We start from the raw sequence: 19,016 nt of genomic DNA, 5'->3' as shown, positions 1-19,016 counted from the left end.
GCCGGTACTGCCGGTTCGGCGGGTGCCGGTACTGCCGGTTCGGCGGGTGCCGGTACTGCCGGTTCGGCGGGTGCCGGTACTGCCGGTTCGGCGGGCGCCGGCGGCGCCGGGTCTGCATCGGCAGGGTCGGGGCGAGCGGCCGGAACGATGGGCACATCGTCCGCCGTTGCGAAAGGAAGTGCGACGGGAGGTGCGACAGGAGGAGACGAGGGCGGCGCGACGGGCGCGGCCGGTCTCAGCGAATCGACGTGCGTCAGCGAATCGGCTGGTGTTGCTGCCGAAGCTGGCGCGGGTTCAGTTTCCGACCCCGATGTCGGCTCGGGCTTCACGCGAGGCGTGATCTTGGGGTCGGGTTCGTCGGTCGGCGAAAGACCCCAGGAGAATGCCGAGGTGGGCGCTGCGGCATCCGTCACCGGTTCTGGATCGGAACCCGGTGCTGGAGTCGTCTGGGCGCCGGGGGTCTCAGGGCTGCGGGTCTCAGGGCTGCGGGTCTCAAGGCTGCGATTCTCAAGTCTGGCAGTCGGCGGCTCGGCGGTGTCGAATACCGCAGCCGCGGGCTCCGCAGTAACGGGCTCCGCAGTAACGGGCTCCGCAGTAACGGGCTCCGCAGCACGTGGCGTGACCTTCTCGGTGCGGGCAGGCAGTGAGGCGAACCAGGCCGGCTCCTCGGCTGAGGCACGCTCTGGCGTGTCCGAATCACGAGTTTTATCCGGGTCGCCGGGTTCGTCGTCGTCATTATGCTCGTTGTCCGCGCCGAGCTGCGACTGCAGCCAGTCGAGCCCGCCGTCGTCCGGCTCGTCGCTCTTCGCCATCAGGCGAGTCCCAGGTCTTCGAGTCCGATCGCGGCGAAGTACGGGTAGCCGGCGGCCTCGATGACCTCCCGCGCTCCGGTATTGCGGTCGACGACCACGGCGACGCCGGCGATCTCAGCGCCCACTTTGAGGAGCGCTTCGATGGCGGCCAGCGGTGATCCGCCGGTGGTTGAGGTGTCTTCGAGCACGATGACGCGCTTGCCGGCGAGATCCGGACCTTCGACCTGCCTGCCGCGACCGTGATCCTTCGGCTCCTTGCGCACCACGAACGCGTCATAGGCGACGCCGCGGACAGCACCCTGGTGCAGCACAGCCGCCGCCACCGGGTCGGCGCCCATGGTCATGCCGCCGACGGCCGCTACATCCGGAACGTCCTTGATGAGGTCGAGCATGACCAGGCCGATGAGTGGCGCAACGCGGTGGTCGAGGCTCACCTTGCGGAGGTCGACGTAATAGCTGGCCTTCTTGCCGCTGGTGAGTGTGAAGTCACCGTGGAAGACGGCGTCGGCCGCGATGTAGTCGATGAGCTGGGCGCGTGGGTCTGTCACGTCCCCAACTTTAGAGCATTGACCAGCACGTGCGCCGGGCGAGTGGTCGCGTGCGCGCATAGGGCAGCGGCTTGAATTCGCTTCATCTACCCGTGGATCGTGGCTTGGATGATGAGAACCACGCCGATGACGACCGTTCCAATGGCGGGGACGATCATGTGGCGGGCCTTGCCGGCTTCCGCGAAAGATCGACCGATCTCGCCGACGTTTTGTCGCAGATGCTTTTGGCTCCACCGAAGCATCCGGTCTCGGTTGAGGAGTACGAATGTTCCCAATAGAATCCATGCAATTCCAAGCGCGAGCATCCAGATATTCACGGGCGTGACGCTACCATCTCCAGCGGATGTTCCCGCGCACCTACTTGCCCCGGTTCTCTCGTCGAGCTCCCGCTTCGGCCAGCACAACGCCAGTCTTCGAGTCGAGGAGCGGAAGCTCGGGATACAGCCCGACTGCAGTCGTATAGCCGTGCTTCGATTCACGAATCGCTTTAGCCAAGAAGACGAATACCAAGGTGATCACCACAGCAAAGTTGACACAGGTCAAAAGCATCAGGCCAGCGAGCCAAACCGGCAGCGTCTCCGCGGTGGCACCGGATGCGAAGTATGCGACTCCACTTGCCACGATTAACAACATCAATGCTGTTGACAACGGCCACAGTGGCCGACTCCATTGCCGTGCTGAAGGACCCCCCAGCATGTGCATCGAATTCTCCTCAGCCCAATCACCATGCCCGACTAACGTACCTACTCGTATCCACGGTAAGGCTTGTGGCGTCGGTCATGTCGACCGAGCACCCGGGCACCCGGAAATACACTGGGCACCCACAATTTCGGGTGCCCAGGGCAAGATCGGGTGCCCAGGCCGGGTCGGCGCACACGGCTCGGGTGGCCGGGCTACTCGGCAGGCGCCGGCGGCCGGTGGGCGCGCCGGTCTCGCGCACCTGGCCCGTGGCCGGGTCGGCGAACGGCTCGAGGCTCGCCAGGGCGGCCGCGACCAACTCGTCATCGCCGACCTCGGCGAGGCGCTCGGCGGATTCAGCGGCGATCAGCCGCATCAGCACCGGTTCCCCGGTCAGAAGGTCGAGGTTGAACCAGGTGGCAAAATCGGATACTGCCGGCTCGGCCTCGGCGTCAGAACCGGAGCCTCACGACGACTTCGGTGTCGGCGTGCTGGCTGCTGCCGCGGCATCCGTTGCTCTGACGGTCGTCCACTCGCATACTAGGGCTGTCGGCGCGACCCTCTAGAAGATGCGAACGAGGTTGCGCTCTGGCATCTGGCGGTAACCGTCTTTCTTCACGTCAACGAAGACGGCGACGGCAGAGGTCAGAACAAGGACGGCGAGGAGAGCAAGGATGATGAACACGATGGTGCCTTTCGAAGTGGGGTGATGCCGAATGACGGTGGCGCCATTGCTCGTGTTCGACGTTCTCATTCCACCACTCAAGACCTTGCAGCACAATCGCATAGTTCTGCATTGAATATGTAGGCTGGCTTCATGAACGCACAACGCCTCGACGTGCAGCGACTCGAACTTCTCCGCGAGCTGGCAGAACGGCACAGCGTGACCGCGGTCGCGCGGGCGACGCACCGCACGCCATCCGCTGTCTCACAGCAGTTGAAGGTGCTCGAACGCGAGGCCGGCCTGCCGCTCACCGAGCGCAGCGGGCGTGGCCTGGTGCTGACGGATGCCGGGCGCGCGCTGGCCACGAGCGCCGCCGATATCGCGGTCGCCCTGGAACGCGCAACAGCGGTCTGGGACGAATTCCGCAACCACGCAACGGGCGATGTCAGCGTGGTGACCTTCCCCACAGCCGGGCAGATGCTGCTGCCCGGCGCGCTGCAGGAACTCGCGGAGGTGGAGGGGCTCATCGTGCACTGCACCGACATGGACCCTGAGCTGGCCGACTTCCCCGCGCTGACGGCCGACTTCGACATCGTGCTCGCGCACACCATGCGCGGCCAGCCGGCGTGGGGTGGGCGCGGCCTGCGGGTCGTTCCCCTCATGAGCGAGCCACTCGACGTCGGCATGCCGGCTGACCACCGCCTGGCCGGCCGCGCGTCGGTCGGGGCGACGGATGTCGTCGGCGAGACCTGGATCGGCGTTCCCATCGGTTTCCCGTTCGAACGCATCCTGCACGAAATCGAGCAGCAGACCGGCGAGCGCGCCGATGTGACTCAGCGGATCGCCGACCTCCGCATGATCGAGGCGTTCATCACGGCCGGGCTCGGTATCGCGCTGATGCCGCGCTACACCTCGGGCGGCGGCCAGTCAGAGGAGCTGGTGCTGAAACCGCTGCGCGGGGTCGACGCCGAGCGCCAGATCGTGGCGCTGATGCGGCCAGACCGCGCAGAACGCCTGGCCGTTCGCACGGTGGTCGACGTGCTGCGCGCCCAGGCGGCCCGCGTGCAGGCCCAGCACACGGCATCCGTCAGCGGCCTGTGAGGAGCCAACTTTTCCTAGTGCCGCGACGTCCACACTAGGAAAAGCTGACCCCTCACGCGACTAGTGGTTCTCGGGGAAGCCGAGGTTGATGCCGCCGTGGCTCGGGTCGAGCCAGCGACTGGTCACGGCCTTCTCGCGCGTGAAGAACGAGATCGCGTTCGGGCCGTATGCCTTCGCATCACCGAATGACGAGTCTTTCCAGCCACCGAAGGAGTGGTACGCCACCGGCACCGGAATCGGCACGTTGATGCCGACCATGCCGACCTGCACCTCGTGCTGGAACCGGCGCCCTGCCCCGCCGTCGTTGGTGAAGATCGCGGTGCCGTTGCCGTAGCGGCCCCGGTTGATGATCTCGAGCCCTTCTTCGTAGCTGGCCACCCGGATGATCGACAGCACAGGGCCGAAGATCTCATCCTGGTACACCTTGGAGTCGGTGCTGACCCTGTCGAAGAGGGTCGGGCCGAGCCAGAATCCGGATGCCTCGCCGTCGACTTCGACGCCGCGACCGTCGACGACGACATCCGCTCCGTCCTCGGTGGCGAGGTCGATGTACGAGGCCACCTTGTCGCGGTGCGCCTCGGTGATCAGCGGCCCCATGTCGGTGCCGCGCATGCCGTCGCCGATCTTCAGGCCCTTCATCCGTTCGGTGATCTTCGCGATCAACTCATCGGCGACGGGTTCGACCGCGAGGATGACGCTGATCGCCATGCAGCGCTCACCGGCGGATCCGAACCCGGCATTCACCGCGGCATCCGCCGTCAAGTCGAGGTCGGCGTCTGGCAGCACCAGCATGTGGTTCTTGGCACCGCCGAGGGCCTGCACGCGCTTGCCGTGCGAGGACGCCGTTTCGTAGATGTACTTGGCGATCGGGGTGGAACCGACAAACGAGATCGACTCGACGTCTGGATGCACGAGCAGGGCGTCGACGGCCTCCTTGTCACCGTGCACGACGTTGAAGATGCCGTCTGGGAGGCCGGCCTCGTGGAAGAGTTCTGCCATCCAGTTCGCGGCAGACGGGTCTTTCTCACTCGGCTTCAGCACGACGGCGTTGCCAGCCGCGATGGCGATCGGATAGAACCACATCGGCACCATGGCGGGAAAGTTGAACGGGCTGATGATGCCCACAACGCCGAGGGGCTGGCGCAACGTGTAGACGTCGACCCCGGTGGAGACGTTCTCTGAGAACTCGCCCTTCGACAGGTGCGGCATGCCGAGCGCGAACTCGACCACCTCGAGTCCGCGAGCGATCTCGCCGCGAGCATCGCTCGTGACCTTTCCGTGCTCGGCGGTGAGGATGTCGGCCAGCTCGTTCTTGCGCGAGTTCAACAGTTCGCGGAAGTTGTACATCACCGTTTGGCGCTTCGCCTGCGAGGTGTCGCGCCAGGCGGGGAACGCGGCGTGCGCCGCGGCGACGGCGGTGCCGACATCCGCTGCGCTTGCCAGCCGCACCTGCTTGGCGACGGCGCCCGTTGCCGGGTTGTAGACCGGCGCCGTGCGCGTGGAGTCGCCAGCGGCGCTCGCTCCGTTGATCCAGTGGTTGAGAACTGCAGTGTCGTTCATTGTTCTTCTTTTCTGTTTCTGTTGTTGGTCTTCAGGTCGAGTGGGAGTGTGACCATTCGACGGAGATTTCGGAGAAAACGGCCGATTTCACAGCGATTCCGGTCGTCTGACGCAGAATCTCCGTCGAACGGTATGGGGTCAGGTGCCGAGGAGCAGGTCGAGCCCGAGCACCTCGTCGTAGATGCCGATGGCCTCGGCGACCTCGGCGTCGGTGACGACGCACGGCGGCACGACGTGGATGCGGTTTTCCTGCACGAACGGCAGCAGGTTGCGAGCCAGCAGTTCAGACTTGATCCGCCCCATCACCGCGGCGCTCACGGGCTCTCGGGTCTCCTGATCTGCCACCAGCTCAAGCGCCCAGAAGACGCCAGTGCCGCGCACCTCACCGATGATCGGATGCTTCGCCTCGAGCCCTGAGAGCGCCGGCGCCAGCACGTCAGCACCGATTCGCGCCGCGTTCTCGACGATGCCTTCCGCGCTCATCGCGTCGAGCGCACCGACGATCGACGCCATGGCGAGCGGATGCCCGCTGTAGGTCAGTCCGCCGGGGAAGACGGTGTCGTCGAAATCGGCGGCGATCGCGTCAGAGATGATGACGCCACCGGTGGGCACATAACCGGAGTTGACGCCCTTTGCGAAGGTGATCAGGTCTGGCACAACGTCATAGTCGTCGAAAGCGAACCATCGGCCCGTGCGCCCGAATCCGGCCATCACCTCGTCGAGGATCAGCATGATTCCGTAGCGATCGCAGAGTGCGCGTACTCCCTCCAGATACCCCGGCGGCGGCATCATGATGCCGGCCGTGCCGGGTATCGTCTCCAGCAGCACCGCCGCAATGGTCGCGGCGCCCTCGCTCTGGATCACCCGCTCCAGGTGCCGAAGCGCCCGCTCCGACTCCTGCTCAGGTGTGGTCGCCCAGAACTCGCTGCGGTAGAGGTACGGTCCGAAGAAGTGCACGTGGCCGCGCGCGTACTGGTTGTGAATGCGACGCCAGTCTCCCGTCGACACAATGGCCGCGCCGGTGTTGCCGTGGTACGACCGGTACGTCGAGAGCACGGTGTCGCGGCCGGTGTGCAGCCGCGCCATCCTGATCGCGTTCTCGTTGGCATCCGCTCCACCGTTGGTGAAGAACACCTTGTTGAAGCCGTTCGGCGCCCGTTCGGTGATGCGCTTGGCCGCTTCGCCACGCGTCAGGTTCGCCGTCGCAGGGGCGACCGTCGTCAGCGTGTTCGCCTGCTCGATGATCGCCGCGACGACAGCCGGATGCTGGTGGCCGATATTGACGTTGACCAGCTGGCTGGAGAAGTCGAGGTAGTTTCTCCCCGAGTGGTCCCAGACGCGGCAGCCGAGGCCGCCCGCGATCTCGATCGGCTTGAGGGCGCCCTGCGCCGACCAGGAGTGGAATACGTGCGCTCGGTCGAGTTCGATGGCGCGGGCGCCCGCCTCAGCCGAAATGGTGTCGTTCACACTGATGTCGTTCACGCTGATCGTGCTTCTTTCTTGTTCTTGTTGGGACTTCGCGCCGCGGTGACGGATGCCGCTGGCCGCGGCGCGAAGCGATAGTTGTTGTCGACGGGTCAGTTTCCGCCTTCTTTCAGGGTGACGTCGACGGGCGCGTAGTCGGTACCCATGATGTCGACCCCTTCTTCGGTCAACTCATCAAGCGCCTTCTGCACGTACTCGTTGGAGTACGCGGTTTCGGGCGGATCGGCCGTGATGATGGTGGCGCCGGTTTCATTCTTGGTGTTCAGCGCGATGTCCACCGTGCTGGCCCAGGCAGCCTCGTCTATCAATCCGACCCCGTTCGTGGACGGCCAGATCAGCTTGTTGACCTCGTTGGTCATCCAGAGTTGGTGGCTCTGGCCGAGGGTCGACCCGGCAGCGGTCACAATGTCAGCAGCCTCCTGTGGGTTCTCTGCCGCGTAAATCCAGCCCTTGATCGAAGCCTTGATGAACTTCACCGTGGTTTCGGCATAGTCAGCGTCGCTTTCGAGTTTGTCGGCGTTGGCCCAGATGGCGTCCTGCAGCATCGCGGTACCGGCGTCGTTCCAGTCGATGACGTTGAGGTCTTCCGGCTGGTACAGCTCCCCCGTTTCCGGGTTCACGGTCTCGAGCACCTGCGCGTACTCGTTGTAGGTCATCGCCTGCGCCGCATCGATGTCGCCGGAGAGGAATCCGGTCATATCGAACGCCTGCTGCACCAGGCTGATGTCCTCGAGCTTCACACCCTCTTTCTGCATGCCGGCGAACAGCTCCCACTCGTTGCCGTAGCCCCAGCTGCCCACGTTGGTGCCGGCCAGGTCGGCCGGCTTGGTGATGTTCTTGTCCTTGAACGAGATCTGCGTGGTGGCGCTGCGTTCGAATATCTGCGCAACGTCGGTGATGTTGGCGCCCTGCTCGATCGAACCGAGCACCTTGGGCACCCACGAGATCGCGAAGTCGACGTCGCCGGAGGCGAGTACGTCCTGCGGAACGATATCGGGTCCGCCCTCCTCGATCGTGACGTCCAGGCCCTCTTCTTCGTAGTAACCCTGGTCGACGGCGGCGTAGTAGCCGGCGAACTGGGCCTGCGCCACCCACTGCAACTGGAGGGTCACCGGGGTGAGGTCGCCCGCCCCGTCGCCGGATTCGTCAGACCCGCCACCGCCGCCTCCTGAACTGCATCCGGTGAGGACAAGCGCGCTGGCCGTGGCGAGGGCACCTACGGTACCCAGCCATCGTGTGCTGTGTTTCATGTCTTCCTCCTTGCTCGGTCGTTCACGGGTGGTGCTGGTAGTGCGTCTAGCCACCCGGCCTGCGGGTGACGAGCTTTTCGAGGCCGATGGCCGCGCAGTAGAAGAGCAGCCCCAGGATGATCGACCCGAGCACATACGCCCAGGCCAGCCCATAGTTGCTGCTGGAGGCAGACGAGGTGATCGCCCGGCCGAGGCCGCCAACCGGTCCGCCGAAGTACTCGGCGACGAGGGCCGAGATGACGGCGAGCGACGACGCGATGCGAAGTCCGGTGAAGACGAATGGCAGCGCGGTGGGCAGCGTGACGGTGCGCGTGGCCTGCCACCTGCTGGCGGCGTATGAGCGCATCAGGTCGCGATGCACTGGCCGCACCTGCCGAAGCCCCCTCAGTGTGTTGAAGTACACCGGTACGAACACGGCGAGCCCAGCCACGATCTGCCGCGCGGTCTCTGCTCCGGCGCCGAACATCGTGTAGAGCACCGGCGCGAGCGCGACGATCGGCACCACCGCGAGCGCAGCCACGATCGGGGCCGCTATCTCGTCGAGCACCCGGATGAGGGCTGCAATGATCGCGGCAACGATGCCGATCACGGAGCCGACCACGAGGCCGACGAGCGAATTCCAGCCGGTGACGGCCATCCCTTGCAGAACGTTGCCGATGTTGGTGGTGAACTGCTCTCCGATGGCAAATGGGCCGGGGAGGATAAACGGTTTGATCGCCAGCGCCGTGACCGCCCACTGCCAGAGCAGCACCACCACAACTCCGAGCACGATCGGAGCGAGCGCGGTGCGTGCCAAGCCCAGCCCTGGGCGGGCGACCAATCGGGATTCAGCGGTCATCGCGTCCGCACCTCCCGCGTTCCGGAGCCATCATCGCGTCTCCACTCCGCGCACGCCGTTCGGCGATTCACTATTCGGCGATTCACTATTCGGCGATTCACCGTGCAGCAGTTCACGCACCTGGCTCACAGCATGGAAGAACGACTCCTCCTCGCGCAGGTTCTCGCCGCGCTCCCCGGTGTCGCCGAGCTTCACGCTCAGGATGTCCCGGATGCGTCCGGGACGCGGCGACATGACGACCACGCGGTCGGCCAGGAACACCGCCTCAGGGATCGAGTGCGTGACGAAGACCACGGCAGCGCCGGTTTCTCCGCAGATGCGCACGAGTTCGTTCTGCATCCGTTCCCGCGTCATTTCATCGAGGGCGCCGAACGGCTCGTCCATCAGCAGCAGACTGGGGCTCTCGGCCAGCGACCTGGCGATGGCGACACGCTGCTGCATACCGCCGGAAAGCTGGTCTGGGTAGTGTGCAGCGAAGTCGGAGAGCCCAACCAATTCGAGCAGTTCGGCTGCGCGTGCCTTCCTGGCCGCCTTGTTCACGCGGTGCAGTTCGAGCGGCAGGTCGATGTTTCCGCTGACCGTGCGCCACGGCAGCAGGCCGGCCTGCTGGAACGCGATTCCGTAGGCCTGGTCGATGCGCGCCTGCCTGGCGGTCTTGCCGAAGACCTGGATCTGCCCGGCCGTCGGCTCGTCGAGGTCGGCGATCAACCGCAGCAGCGTGCTCTTGCCACAACCGCTCGGCCCGATCAGCGAGACGAATTCTCCCGGCGCGACCGTCAGGCTCACGTCGTCGAGCGCGGTGACGGATGCGCCCTTCCGCCCGCTGAAGACCCGGCTCACGCCCTGCACGTCGACGGCGCGATGGCCGTCGGTGGCGCCGCTGCTAGTGGCGTTCTTGACCGCGTCGTCAGCAGCGGCATCCGTTGCCCGGGGTCCAGCGGCATCCGTTGCCCGGAGTGCAGCGGCATCCGTTGCCGACGATTCGGATTCTGTGGACTGGGATCTCATGCCGGAACTTCTCCCCTGCGGAATCGACGAAGGAACAGGCCGATCAGGCCGACAAATCCGGCGGCGACCAGGCCGACCAGCACGGATCCGAAAATGGGCGCCCAAGGCTTGCCTGGGTCACCGCCGGCCGCGCCGGCATACTCGACGATGAGTCGGCCGATGCCGCCACGAAGCCCGATCGACACCTCGGCGACGACTGCACCGATCACGGCGCTTGCCGCAGCGAGGCGCAACGCGGGCAACAGGTAACCGACACTGGCCGGCAGCCGCAGGCGCCAGAGCGTCTTCCACCAGCCGACCGAATAGCAGCGCATGAGGTCGACGTGGGCGGCGTCGGGTGAGGAGAGGCCACGGAGGGCGCCGACCGACACCGGGAAGAACGCGAGGTAGGAGGCGATCATGGCCACCGACATCCAGTTCTCCCAGGTGAACTCTCCGAAGTGGATCTGCGCGCCCCACCGACGCACCAGCGGCGCGATGGCAATGAGCGGCACGGTCTGGCTGAGGATCACCCAGGGCAGCACGGCCTGCTCTGCGAGCCGGAACCGCTGCATGAGCAGGGCGAGCGCGAGCCCCACCGAGACCCCGACCAGCCAGCCGACGGCCGAGATGCCGAGTGTGAAGAGGGATGCCTGGAGCACGGCTTCCCACATCGGCACGGCGTTCGAAGCGCCGGTGACCGGTTCGAGCACCCGTTCTGCCATGGTCCACAGGTGCGGCATGGCGAGGTCGCTGGTGCGCGGGAGGATCGTGAGGCCGCCGACGACAACACCATCTGCCGGGCCGAGCAGTTTGTACAGCTCCCAGGCAGCGCAGAGCAGCACGATGCCCAGGGCACCGGTTGCAATACGGCGCCACGTGGTACCCCGGCCGGAACGATTCATGCCTTCGCCACGATGTGTTCCGCGATGGCCGGGATGACGGTCTCCCCATAGACCCGCAGGGTCTCTTCCTTGTTATCGTGCTGCAGGTAGCCGGCGAACTGGTCGACGCCGAGGGCCTTCAGCGCCTTCAGCTTCTCGATGTGTTCCTCTGCCGTGCCCAGCAGGCAGAACCTGTCGACGATCTCATCGGGCACGAACGAGGTGTGGGTGTTGCCCGCTCGGCCGTGCTCGTTGTAGTCGTACCCCTCACGGTTCTTGATGTAGTCGGTCAGAGCGGTCGGGATGCCGCCGCCCGCGCCGCCTGCAGTGCCGCCGACCGAGCCGCCGTTGGTGCCGTACTTGGCCACGATGTCGGCGACGTGGTTACCGACCATGCCGCCGAACCAGCGGCACTGGTCGCGCATATGAGTCACGTCGGTGCCGATGTACATCGGGGCGGCAACGCAGAATTTCACGGCCAGCGGGTCGCGCCCGACGTTCGCCGCGGCATCCCGAACCGTCTGGATCATCCACTTCGCGATGTCGAGGTCAGCCAGCTGCAGAATGAAACCGTCGCCGACTTCACCAGCCAGCTTCAGCGCAAGCGGCCCGTATGCCGCAACCCAGACGTCGAGGCTCGACCCGGTGCTCCACGGAAATTGCAAGGTCGCGCCGTTGTACTCGACCGGCCGCGAGTTCGCCAGTTCACGGATGACGTGGATCGATTCGCGCAGCGTCTTCAGTGTGGTGGGCGCCCCGTTGGTGACCCGCACCGCGCTGTCGCCGCGGCCGATGCCGCAGATCGTGCGGTTTCCATACATCTCGTTGAGTGTCGCGTAGGTGGACGCGGTGACCGTCCAGTCGCGGGTGGCCGGGTTGGTCACCATGGGGCCGACGATGATCTTGCGGGTCTCGGCGAGGATTTTGCTGTAAATGACGTATGGCTCCTGCCAGAGCAGGTGCGAATCGAAGGTCCAGACATGGCTGAACCCGTGGTCCTCTGCCAGCTTGGCGAGCTGCACCGTTCTGGCCGACGGCGGGTTGGTCTGGAGAACTGCTCCGAAATCCATCTGGTGTCCTGTCGCTGTCCGGGTCGGCTGGGCTGGTGGTGTGGTGAGGTGCGGTGTTCGGTCTACGGCTAGATCAGGTACTGACTCAGACCGCGCTTGAAGAACTTTCCGTCGCCCTTGGTGCCGAGGTACTGGTTGTCATCGATGACGACCTTGCCGCGCGAGAGCACGGTGTCGACGTGGCCGTCGATCTCGTAGCCCTCCCAGGCGGAGTAGTCCATGTTCATGTGGTGGGACTTGTCGACTCCGATCGAGGTGTGGCCTTTCGGGTCGTAGACGACGATGTCACCGTCGGCTCCTGGCTGGATGACGCCCTTCTTGCCGTACATGCCGAACATGCGCGCCGGCGTGGTGGAGGTGACCTCGACCCAGCGTTCGAGGGAGATGTTGCCGTCGACGACACCCTGGTAGAGCAGGTCCATCCGGTGTTCGACCGACCCGATGCCGTTCGGGATTTTGGAGAAGTCGGTCAGGCCCATGTCTTTCTGGCCCTTCATGCAGAACGGGCAGTGGTCGGTGGAGACCATCTGGATGTCGTTGGTGCGCAGGCTCTGCCACATGTGGTGCTGGTGGCCTTCCTCCCGCGAGCGCAGCGGTGTCGAGCACACCCACTTGGCACCCTCGAAACTGCCCCATTCATCACTCTCGGCGCCGAGGTTGTCCTCGAGCGAGAGATAGAGGTACTGCGGGCAGGTCTCACCGAAGACGTTCTGGCCGTTGTCACGTGCGGTGGCGATCTGCGCGACGGCCTGCTTGGCCGACACGTGCACCACGTACAGCGGTGCACCGGTGAGGTTCGCCAGCATGATCGCCCGGTGGGTGGCCTCCTCCTCCGCCTGCCACGGCCTCGTGAGGCCATGGTAGTACGGCGTCGTGTTGCCTGCGGCGACCGCCTGCTGTACCAGCAGGTCGATCACGGATCCGTTCTCGGCGTGCATCATGATCATGCTGCCGTTCTGGGCAGCCCGCTGCATGGCTTTGGTGATCTGGCCGTCGTCGGAGAGGAAGACGCCCTTGTACGCCATGAACAGCTTGAAGCTGGAGACGCCCTCCTTGACCAGCTCGTCCATCGCCGTGAGCGAGGAATCCTGCACGTCGGAGAGGATCTGGTGGAAGCCGTAGTCGATGGCACAGTTGTCGCGGGCCTTCTCGTGCCACAGCGCGAACTGGTCGAGCACGTTCTCTCCGGCGTACTGCACGACGAAATCGACGATGCTGGTGGTTCCGCCCCAGGCGGCGGCCCGGGTGCCGGTTTCAAAGGTGTCGCTGGCATTGGTGCCGCCGAAAGGCATCTCCATGTGGGTGTGGGCGTCGATCCCGCCAGGGATCACATACTTGCCCGCCGCGTCGATGACGGTGTCGACGTTGTTCTCCACGTCGAAGCCGAGCAGGGAGGAACCTGGCGCGAGCACGGCCGCGATGGTCTCACCGTCGATGAGCACATCGGCCTGCGCTGTGCCGGTGGAGTTGACGACCGTGCCGTTCTTGATGAGGGTTTTCATCCTCTGCTCCTTCGCAGTCGTTACGGCTGAGGGATCGACGTGTACGAGTCCGGGCGGCGGTCGCGATAGAACTGCCAGTCGTCGCGCACCTGGCGGATCATGTCGAGGTCGAGATCGCGGATGACGACCTCCTCTGAATCACCGCTGCCGTAGCCGCCGACGATGTTGCCCTGCGGGTCGGCGAACTGGCTGTTGCCGTAGAAGGGAACCGCGAGGTCGCCGTATTCGTTGTCTTCGGTGCCGACACGGTTCGGCGCGGCGACGAAGTAGCCGTTGGCGGCAGCGGCAGCGGGCTGCTCAAGCTCCCATAGCCGGTTCGAAAGTCCAGGCTTCGTGGCGTTGGGGTTGAAGACGATCTGGGCACCATTCAGGCCCAGTTCGCGCCAGCCCTCCGGGAAGTGCCGGTCGTAGCAGATGTAGACGCCGATCGGGCCGACGGCCGTCTCGAAGACCGGGTAGCCGAGGTTGCCGGGCCGAAAGTAGAACTTCTCCCAGAACCGGTCGAGGTGCGGAATGTGGTGCTTGCGGTACTTGCCCAGGATCGTGCCGTCTGCGTCGACGACGACGGCCGTGTTGTAGTAGACGCCCGGCATGTCCTCTTCGTAGATGGGGAGAACCATCACCAGGTTCAGCTCTTTGGCCAGCGCGGCGAACCTCTGCACGATTGGCCCATCAGCGGCTTCAGCGTATGCGTAGTACTTCTTGTCTTGGGTGATGCCGAAATACGGGCCGTAGAAAAGCTCCTGGAAGCAAATGATCTGGGCACCGTCTGCCGCGGCGTCCCGAGCAAACTGCTCGTGCTTGGCGATCATCGATTCTTTGTCGCCGGTCCAGGTGGTCTGGGTGATGGCGGCTCGAACGGTTCTCGAATCCGCTGCCGTCACGTTCGGTGTTGTCACGTTTTCTGCGGTCACGTGTGGTGCCATCCAATCCTCGTTGATCGAAATCTGATTGTCGTTTCGGTTCACGAACCAGGATGCGTTACCCGGCTTTGTTATTATTCAACGTGAACATTTCTATTGTGTTTCTCTGTATGACGCACGCGTTAATCATCCTGTCGCCTGAACCAGCCAAGGGCAAGTGATCATGCAAATCTTTATCGACGAGATCGAGACCCGCACCCCTGCCGGCATTGCCGCAGCGCTCGGGCGACTGATCGCATCCGGCCGCCTGTCACCCGGCGACCGCCTTCCCACCGTGCGCGAGTTCGCCAGCACGCTCGGAGTGAGCCCGGCGACCGTCAGTCAGGCGTGGCGCGCGCTGGCGTCGGTGGGCCTGATCGCGTCGCGCGGGCGCAGCGGCACCTTCGTGCTGGACGCCGCGCCGTCGTGGCTGCCGGCCAGAAGCAAAACGATGGCGCCGAACGCCCAGGCGACGCGGCTCGACCTGTCGCGCGGCACTCCAGACCCCCTGCTGTTGCCGGCGCTCGGGCCGGCGCTGTCGCGGGTCTCTGAGCGGGCGGTGACGCCCAGCTATCAGGATCTCCCCGTGATTCCTGAGTTGTTGCAGGTGCTGGCGGAGTCATGGTCGTACCCGGCCCCCGCGATCACCGTCGTCGACGGCGCCCTCGATGCCATCTCCCGCAGCCTCGACCAGGTGACCAGGTTCGGCGACCGGGTCATCGTGGAGAACCCCGGATTCCCTCCGTTTTTCGACCTGCTCGACCAGATCGGGGTGGAGCGGCTGCCGGTGGAGATCGACGAGCACGGGATTGTGCCGGCGTCGTTCGCAGCCGCACTAGCGCTGGCGCCGGCCGCCGTCATCCTGCAGCCAAGGGCGCAGAACCCGACCGGCGCTTCGATGCCGGCCGAACGGGCGGAAGAATTGGCCATGCTGCTCCGGGCGACGCGACAGGCCGTAGACACGGTGGTGATCGAAGACGACCACTCCGGCGAGATCAGCGTCGCGCCAGACGTGAGCCTCGGGCGCTGGCTCCCGGAGCGAGTGCTGCACGTGCGCAGTTTCTCGAAATCGCACGGCCCAGACTTGCGCATCGCGGCGCTCGGCGGGCCGGCCCGCCTGGTCGACCCGATCGTGTCGAGACGGATGCTGGGGCCAGGCTGGACAAGCCGCATGCTGCAGAAGATTCTGCACGACTTGCTCACGAACCCCGGCAGCATCACGCAGATCAGCGAGGCCAGGCACATGTATTTCGCCAGACAGAAGGCGTTGACGGATGCCCTCGCTTCGTTCGGCCTCGCCGTGCCTCAGGCAGACGGAATCAACATGTGGCTGCCTGTGGCCGATGAGCGCGACGCCATCGTGCGGCTGGCGGCATCCGGCATTCGGGTCGCGGGAGGTGCACCGTTCTTCGCCGCGCCACCGGCTGGTGGCGCTGACGGCGCGGCCTTCGTGCGTGTGACGGCGGGCGCCCTGCCAGACGACATCGAGCCGGTGGCGCGGGCGCTGGCCGCGGCTGCGGCCGGTCCGGAGCCCGCCGTGACTCCCGGCCCGCACACGCTCACCGCCCGTTGGGCCTGATCCGTCGAGGAGATCCGTCGAGGAGGATGAGTCGCGACCGCGCCCCCGCCGATTGGGCATAGGCTGGAAAGCGACCACCGGTTAGCTCTGACCGGGTGAGCCCGTCCGGATTTGGGCGGCAGGTCGCATCCGTCGCCGCCTATCGCACGGCCCCGCTCCCCCAATCGAAACGCCCGCTCGCCTTCGCGAGTGCGTGCGCATCGTCGCTTTGGCGCTGTCAGACCGACGATGTGACCGCACGCGTGCGCGGCCGGGCCCACTCAGAGCGAGAATTCATGTCACCGAAGCGCCGCCACCGTCTCCCCCTTGTCGCCGTCGCCACCGCGGCATCCGCCCTGCTCCTGGCCGGATGCGCCGCGAGTGTGCCGGAGCCGGCTGCCGACCCCACCGAAAGCCCGTCGGCTTCGGGCTCTGGCTACCCGCTCACCATCGACAACTGCGGCACAGAGGTGACCTTCGACTCGGCACCAGAGCGTGTGCTCACGATCAAGTCGACCTCCACCGAGATGCTGCTCGCCCTCGGGCTCGGCGACCACATCGTCGCCTCATCGTTCTCCGACGGGCCCGTCTCAGAGCAGTGGGCGGATGCCGCTGCCGACGTTCCGGTGATCAGCGACAGCGTTCCCGGCCAGGAAGCCGTGCTCGAGCAGAACCCCGACCTCGTCTATGCCGGCTGGGAGTCGAACTTCTCGGCTGAAGGCGCCGGTGACCGCGCGGCCCTCGCCACGCTCGGCCTGAACACCATTGTGTCCCCCGCCGCCTGCCAGGAGGAGGGCTACCAGCCGCACCCGCTCACCTTCGACGACGTCTTCGACGAGATCACCCAGGTCGGTCAGATCTTCGACGCGACGGATGCCGCTGCCACGCTGGTCGCCGACCAGCGCGCCGCGCTCGACGCCGTCAAGCCTGCGAAGGGCGAGACCACCGCCCTCTGGTACAGCTCCGGTTCAGACACACCCTTCGTCGGCGCCGGCTCCGGCGCCCCGCAGATCATGATGGACGCGGCCGGCCTCACCAACATCGCCGAAGACATCGACGAGACCTGGTCGTCGCTCAGCTGGGAGGTCGTCGTCGAGGCCAATCCAGACGTGATCGTGCTGGTCGATTCGGCCTGGGGCAGCACCGAGAAGAAGATCGGCGTGCTCGAGGCCAACCCGGTCACGGCGCAGCTCGACGCCGTGAAGAACAAGCGCTACCTCATCGTTCCGTTCCCCGCATCGGAAGCCGGCGTGCGCAACGTCGAAACCGTGCAGTCGCTGGTCGACCAGGTGAAGAAGCTGGATGACGCGGCCAACTGACCCGCGGGCACCAGACGCTCGGGGCCCCACCGCGCAGGCACCTGGCGTGCGGGCTCGGTCGAAAGGCCGAGCCGGCACCGCGCTCACCGGTGCGCTGCTTGCGGTGCTGCTGGTGGCATCCGTCACCCTCGCGGTCGCCATCGGACCGGCGTCGCTGTCGGCGACGGATGTCTGGGGCTCCGTACTGCATCACCTCGGCTTCGGTGAATCGCCCCTGCCCGGACTGCTCGACGGCGTGGTCTGGGAGCTGCGGCTCCCGCGCGTTCTGACCGCGGCAGGGGTCGGCGCCGGGCTCGCGATCAGCGGCGCGGTGATGCAGGCGGTGACGCGCAACCCGCTGGCGGACCCGTACCTGCTCGGTCTCTCCTCCGGCGCGTCGCTCGGTGCGGTTGCCGTGCTGCTGCTCGGGCTCGGCCTGGTGCTGCCGCTCGCCGCGTTCGCCGGGGCGATGCTGGCGCTGGTCGCGACTCTCGGGCTGGCGAGCTCGCTCGGCGCGATCACCCCGACCCGCACCGTGCTTGCCGGCCTCGCGGTCTCCGCCCTGGCCGGCGCGGCGACGTCGTTTGTGATCTTCTGGTCGGCGCAGGGTGATGCGTACCGGGAGATCCTGGGCTGGCTGATGGGCTCGCTGGGTGGTGCGACCTGGTGGTCTGTGCTCATCGTCGCCGTGGCGATCGCCGTTGTCGGCACGCCGATCCTGGTCACCGGCAGGGTGCTGGATGCGTTCGCCTTCGGTGACACGGCGGCATCCGCTCTGGGTGTCAACGTGAACGGAACCCGCTGGCTGCTGCTGGCGGGCACCGCCGTGCTGACCGGCGCCATGGTCTCGGTGAGCGGCTCGATCGGGTTTGTCGGGCTGATCCTGCCGCACGCTGTACGGCTCGTGGTGGGCGGTGCGCATCGGGCGCTGCTGCCGCTCGCCGCGCTCAGCGGTGCGGTGTTCCTGATCTGGGCCGACACGCTCGCTCGCACGGTGTTCGACCCGCGGGAGATTCCGGTCGGCATCATCACCGCGCTGATCGGCGCGCCGGTGTTCGCCGTGCTGCTCTGGCGGCGGAAGGCGATCGCCTGATGCTCGAGGCGTCGCGACTGAGTTACACGATCGACGGGCGGATGCTGGTCGACGGTGTCGACGTGAGCGTTCCGTCTGGGTCGGTGTCGGCCCTGCTCGGGCCGAACGGCGCGGGCAAGTCGACGCTTCTCGCGTTGATCGCGGCGACGCGGCGGCCGAGCGGCGGCACGGTTCTGCTCGATGACACCGACCTGGGGTCGCTGCCGCGGCGCGAACGGGCGAGGCGGGTGGCGCTCGTGGAGCAGGATTCGGCGACCGATGTTGAGCTGAGCGTTCGGCAGGTGGTGCTCCTCGGACGCACGCCGCACCAGTCGATGCTCGCCGGCGACAGCGCGCAAGACGGCACGATTGCCGACGAGGCGCTCGAGACGGTGGGCATGTCGTCATTCGCGGCGCGGCGATTCCACACCCTGTCTGGCGGCGAGCGGCAGCGGGTGCAGCTGGCGAGGGCGCTCACCCAGCAGCCGTCGCTGTTGCTGCTCGACGAGCCGACGAACCACCTCGACATCAGCGCGCAACTGTCAGTACTGGCGCTGGTGCGATCGCTGGCCACCCAAGGGGTCACTGCGCTGGCCGCACTGCACGACCTGACCCTGGCCGCGAGCTACAGCGATCACGTGATTGTGCTGCAGCGCGGCCGCGTTGTGGCCGCTGGGGCGACGGATGCGACGCTGACGCCAGACCTCATCCGTTCGGTCTTCGAGGTCGACGCCGTCGTGCTGCGGCACCCGGAGTCCGGCCGCCCGGTCATCGCGTTCGGGTAGCGGGGTGCGGAGCGCCGCTGCA

The 19,016-nt window shown here is 66.1% G+C and carries 19 protein-coding genes and 1 pseudogene; 6 read left to right on the top strand and 14 right to left on the bottom strand.

Annotated features, from left to right (window positions below):
• The 4 genes and pseudogenes from K323_RS0121015 to K323_RS0121000 all read right to left on the bottom strand — a co-directional run.
• Positions 1 to 812 (bottom strand): annotated as a pseudogene (locus K323_RS0121015) (hypothetical protein); the annotation flags it as partial.
• Positions 812 to 1,360 (bottom strand): orotate phosphoribosyltransferase, encoded by a 549-nt coding sequence (gene pyrE, locus K323_RS0121010; protein ID WP_022887233.1) that lies wholly within the window; start codon positions 1,358 to 1,360, stop codon positions 812 to 814. The gene pyrE and the pseudogene K323_RS0121015, both read right to left, overlap by 1 nt.
• A gap of 86 nt (positions 1,361 to 1,446) precedes the next feature.
• Positions 1,447 to 1,677 carry a hypothetical protein gene (locus K323_RS0121005; RefSeq protein WP_157509529.1) on the bottom strand — a complete coding sequence of 77 codons (231 nt, stop codon included), beginning with the start codon at positions 1,675 to 1,677 and terminating at the stop codon, positions 1,447 to 1,449.
• 40 nt (positions 1,678 to 1,717) lie between these two features.
• A complete protein-coding gene (locus tag K323_RS0121000) occupies positions 1,718 to 1,981 on the bottom strand; it encodes a hypothetical protein (RefSeq protein WP_157509528.1) in 264 nt (87 codons plus the stop codon).
• Positions 1,982 to 2,193: 212 nt separating this feature from the next.
• On the opposite strand from K323_RS0121000, the gene K323_RS29935 reads away from it, so the two are divergent.
• Positions 2,194 to 2,604: a hypothetical protein gene (locus K323_RS29935; RefSeq protein ID WP_157509527.1), complete on the top strand. Its 411-nt coding sequence runs from the start codon at positions 2,194 to 2,196 to the stop codon at positions 2,602 to 2,604.
• On the opposite strand, the gene K323_RS0120985 is transcribed toward K323_RS29935, so the two are convergent.
• The gene (locus K323_RS0120985) at positions 2,601 to 2,792 is read right to left on the bottom strand and encodes a hypothetical protein (protein WP_022887228.1); all 192 of its coding nucleotides are present in this window, start codon (positions 2,790 to 2,792) and stop codon (positions 2,601 to 2,603) included. The two genes, K323_RS29935 and K323_RS0120985, sit on opposite strands and share 4 nt — an antisense overlap.
• A 63-nt stretch (positions 2,793 to 2,855) precedes the next feature.
• On the opposite strand from K323_RS0120985, the gene K323_RS0120980 reads away from it, so the two are divergent.
• Positions 2,856 to 3,803 carry a LysR family transcriptional regulator gene (locus tag K323_RS0120980; RefSeq protein WP_022887227.1) on the top strand — a complete coding sequence of 316 codons (948 nt, stop codon included), beginning with the start codon at positions 2,856 to 2,858 and terminating at the stop codon, positions 3,801 to 3,803.
• A gap of 60 nt (positions 3,804 to 3,863) precedes the next feature.
• Here K323_RS0120980 and K323_RS0120975 read toward each other — a convergent pair whose 3' ends face one another.
• The 9 genes from K323_RS0120975 to K323_RS0120935 all read right to left on the bottom strand — a co-directional run bounded on the left by K323_RS0120975 (position 3,864) and on the right by K323_RS0120935 (position 14,305).
• Positions 3,864 to 5,363 carry a CoA-acylating methylmalonate-semialdehyde dehydrogenase gene (locus K323_RS0120975; protein ID WP_022887226.1) on the bottom strand — a complete coding sequence of 500 codons (1,500 nt, stop codon included), beginning with the start codon at positions 5,361 to 5,363 and terminating at the stop codon, positions 3,864 to 3,866.
• Positions 5,364 to 5,501: 138 nt separating this feature from the next.
• Positions 5,502 to 6,845, bottom strand: a complete 1,344-nt coding sequence (locus K323_RS0120970; RefSeq protein WP_022887225.1) for an aspartate aminotransferase family protein — start codon at positions 6,843 to 6,845, stop codon at positions 5,502 to 5,504.
• Positions 6,846 to 6,940: 95 nt separating this feature from the next.
• On the bottom strand, positions 6,941 to 8,098 hold the full coding sequence (locus K323_RS0120965) for an ABC transporter substrate-binding protein (protein WP_022887224.1): 1,158 nt from the start codon (positions 8,096 to 8,098) through the stop codon (positions 6,941 to 6,943).
• A 46-nt stretch (positions 8,099 to 8,144) separates the two neighbouring features.
• Positions 8,145 to 8,936 carry an ABC transporter permease gene (locus K323_RS0120960; protein ID WP_022887223.1) on the bottom strand — a complete coding sequence of 264 codons (792 nt, stop codon included), beginning with the start codon at positions 8,934 to 8,936 and terminating at the stop codon, positions 8,145 to 8,147.
• Between the two features lie 30 nt (positions 8,937 to 8,966).
• The gene (locus tag K323_RS27745; RefSeq protein WP_022887222.1) at positions 8,967 to 9,944 is read right to left on the bottom strand and encodes an ABC transporter ATP-binding protein; all 978 of its coding nucleotides are present in this window, start codon (positions 9,942 to 9,944) and stop codon (positions 8,967 to 8,969) included.
• On the bottom strand, positions 9,941 to 10,828 hold the full coding sequence (locus K323_RS0120950; protein WP_022887221.1) for an ABC transporter permease: 888 nt from the start codon (positions 10,826 to 10,828) through the stop codon (positions 9,941 to 9,943). The genes K323_RS27745 and K323_RS0120950 overlap by 4 nt, the downstream gene beginning before the upstream one ends.
• The gene (locus K323_RS0120945; RefSeq protein WP_022887220.1) at positions 10,825 to 11,877 is read right to left on the bottom strand and encodes a TIGR03842 family LLM class F420-dependent oxidoreductase; all 1,053 of its coding nucleotides are present in this window, start codon (positions 11,875 to 11,877) and stop codon (positions 10,825 to 10,827) included. The genes K323_RS0120950 and K323_RS0120945 overlap by 4 nt, the downstream gene beginning before the upstream one ends.
• Before the next feature lie 68 nt (positions 11,878 to 11,945).
• On the bottom strand, positions 11,946 to 13,379 hold the full coding sequence (gene hydA / locus K323_RS0120940) for a dihydropyrimidinase (protein WP_022887219.1): 1,434 nt from the start codon (positions 13,377 to 13,379) through the stop codon (positions 11,946 to 11,948).
• 20 nt (positions 13,380 to 13,399) lie between these two features.
• A complete protein-coding gene (locus K323_RS0120935; RefSeq protein WP_084697565.1) occupies positions 13,400 to 14,305 on the bottom strand; it encodes a nitrilase-related carbon-nitrogen hydrolase in 906 nt (301 codons plus the stop codon).
• A gap of 160 nt (positions 14,306 to 14,465) precedes the next feature.
• Between K323_RS0120935 and K323_RS27740 the strand changes: the two genes are divergently transcribed.
• From K323_RS27740 to K323_RS0120915, 4 genes are all read left to right on the top strand, one after another.
• Positions 14,466 to 15,860 carry an aminotransferase-like domain-containing protein gene (locus K323_RS27740; RefSeq protein WP_051147469.1) on the top strand — a complete coding sequence of 465 codons (1,395 nt, stop codon included), beginning with the start codon at positions 14,466 to 14,468 and terminating at the stop codon, positions 15,858 to 15,860.
• A gap of 275 nt (positions 15,861 to 16,135) precedes the next feature.
• Positions 16,136 to 17,158: a putative F420-0 ABC transporter substrate-binding protein gene (locus K323_RS0120925; protein WP_026851941.1), complete on the top strand. Its 1,023-nt coding sequence runs from the start codon at positions 16,136 to 16,138 to the stop codon at positions 17,156 to 17,158.
• Positions 17,142 to 18,230 (top strand): putative F420-0 ABC transporter permease subunit, encoded by a 1,089-nt coding sequence (locus K323_RS0120920; RefSeq protein WP_022887215.1) that lies wholly within the window; start codon positions 17,142 to 17,144, stop codon positions 18,228 to 18,230. The genes K323_RS0120925 and K323_RS0120920 overlap by 17 nt, the downstream gene beginning before the upstream one ends.
• Positions 18,230 to 18,994, top strand: coding sequence for an ABC transporter ATP-binding protein (locus K323_RS0120915; RefSeq protein ID WP_022887214.1), 765 nt, complete (start codon positions 18,230 to 18,232; stop codon positions 18,992 to 18,994). The genes K323_RS0120920 and K323_RS0120915 overlap by 1 nt, the downstream gene beginning before the upstream one ends.
• The last annotated feature ends 22 nt before the right edge of the window (positions 18,995 to 19,016 follow it).

Source organism: Glaciibacter superstes DSM 21135, assembly GCF_000421145.1.
Lineage (GTDB): Bacteria > Actinomycetota > Actinomycetes > Actinomycetales > Microbacteriaceae > Cryobacterium > Cryobacterium superstes.
The sequence above is the reverse complement of the archived record's forward strand: the minus strand, read 5'-3'. Positions and strand labels throughout refer to the sequence as shown.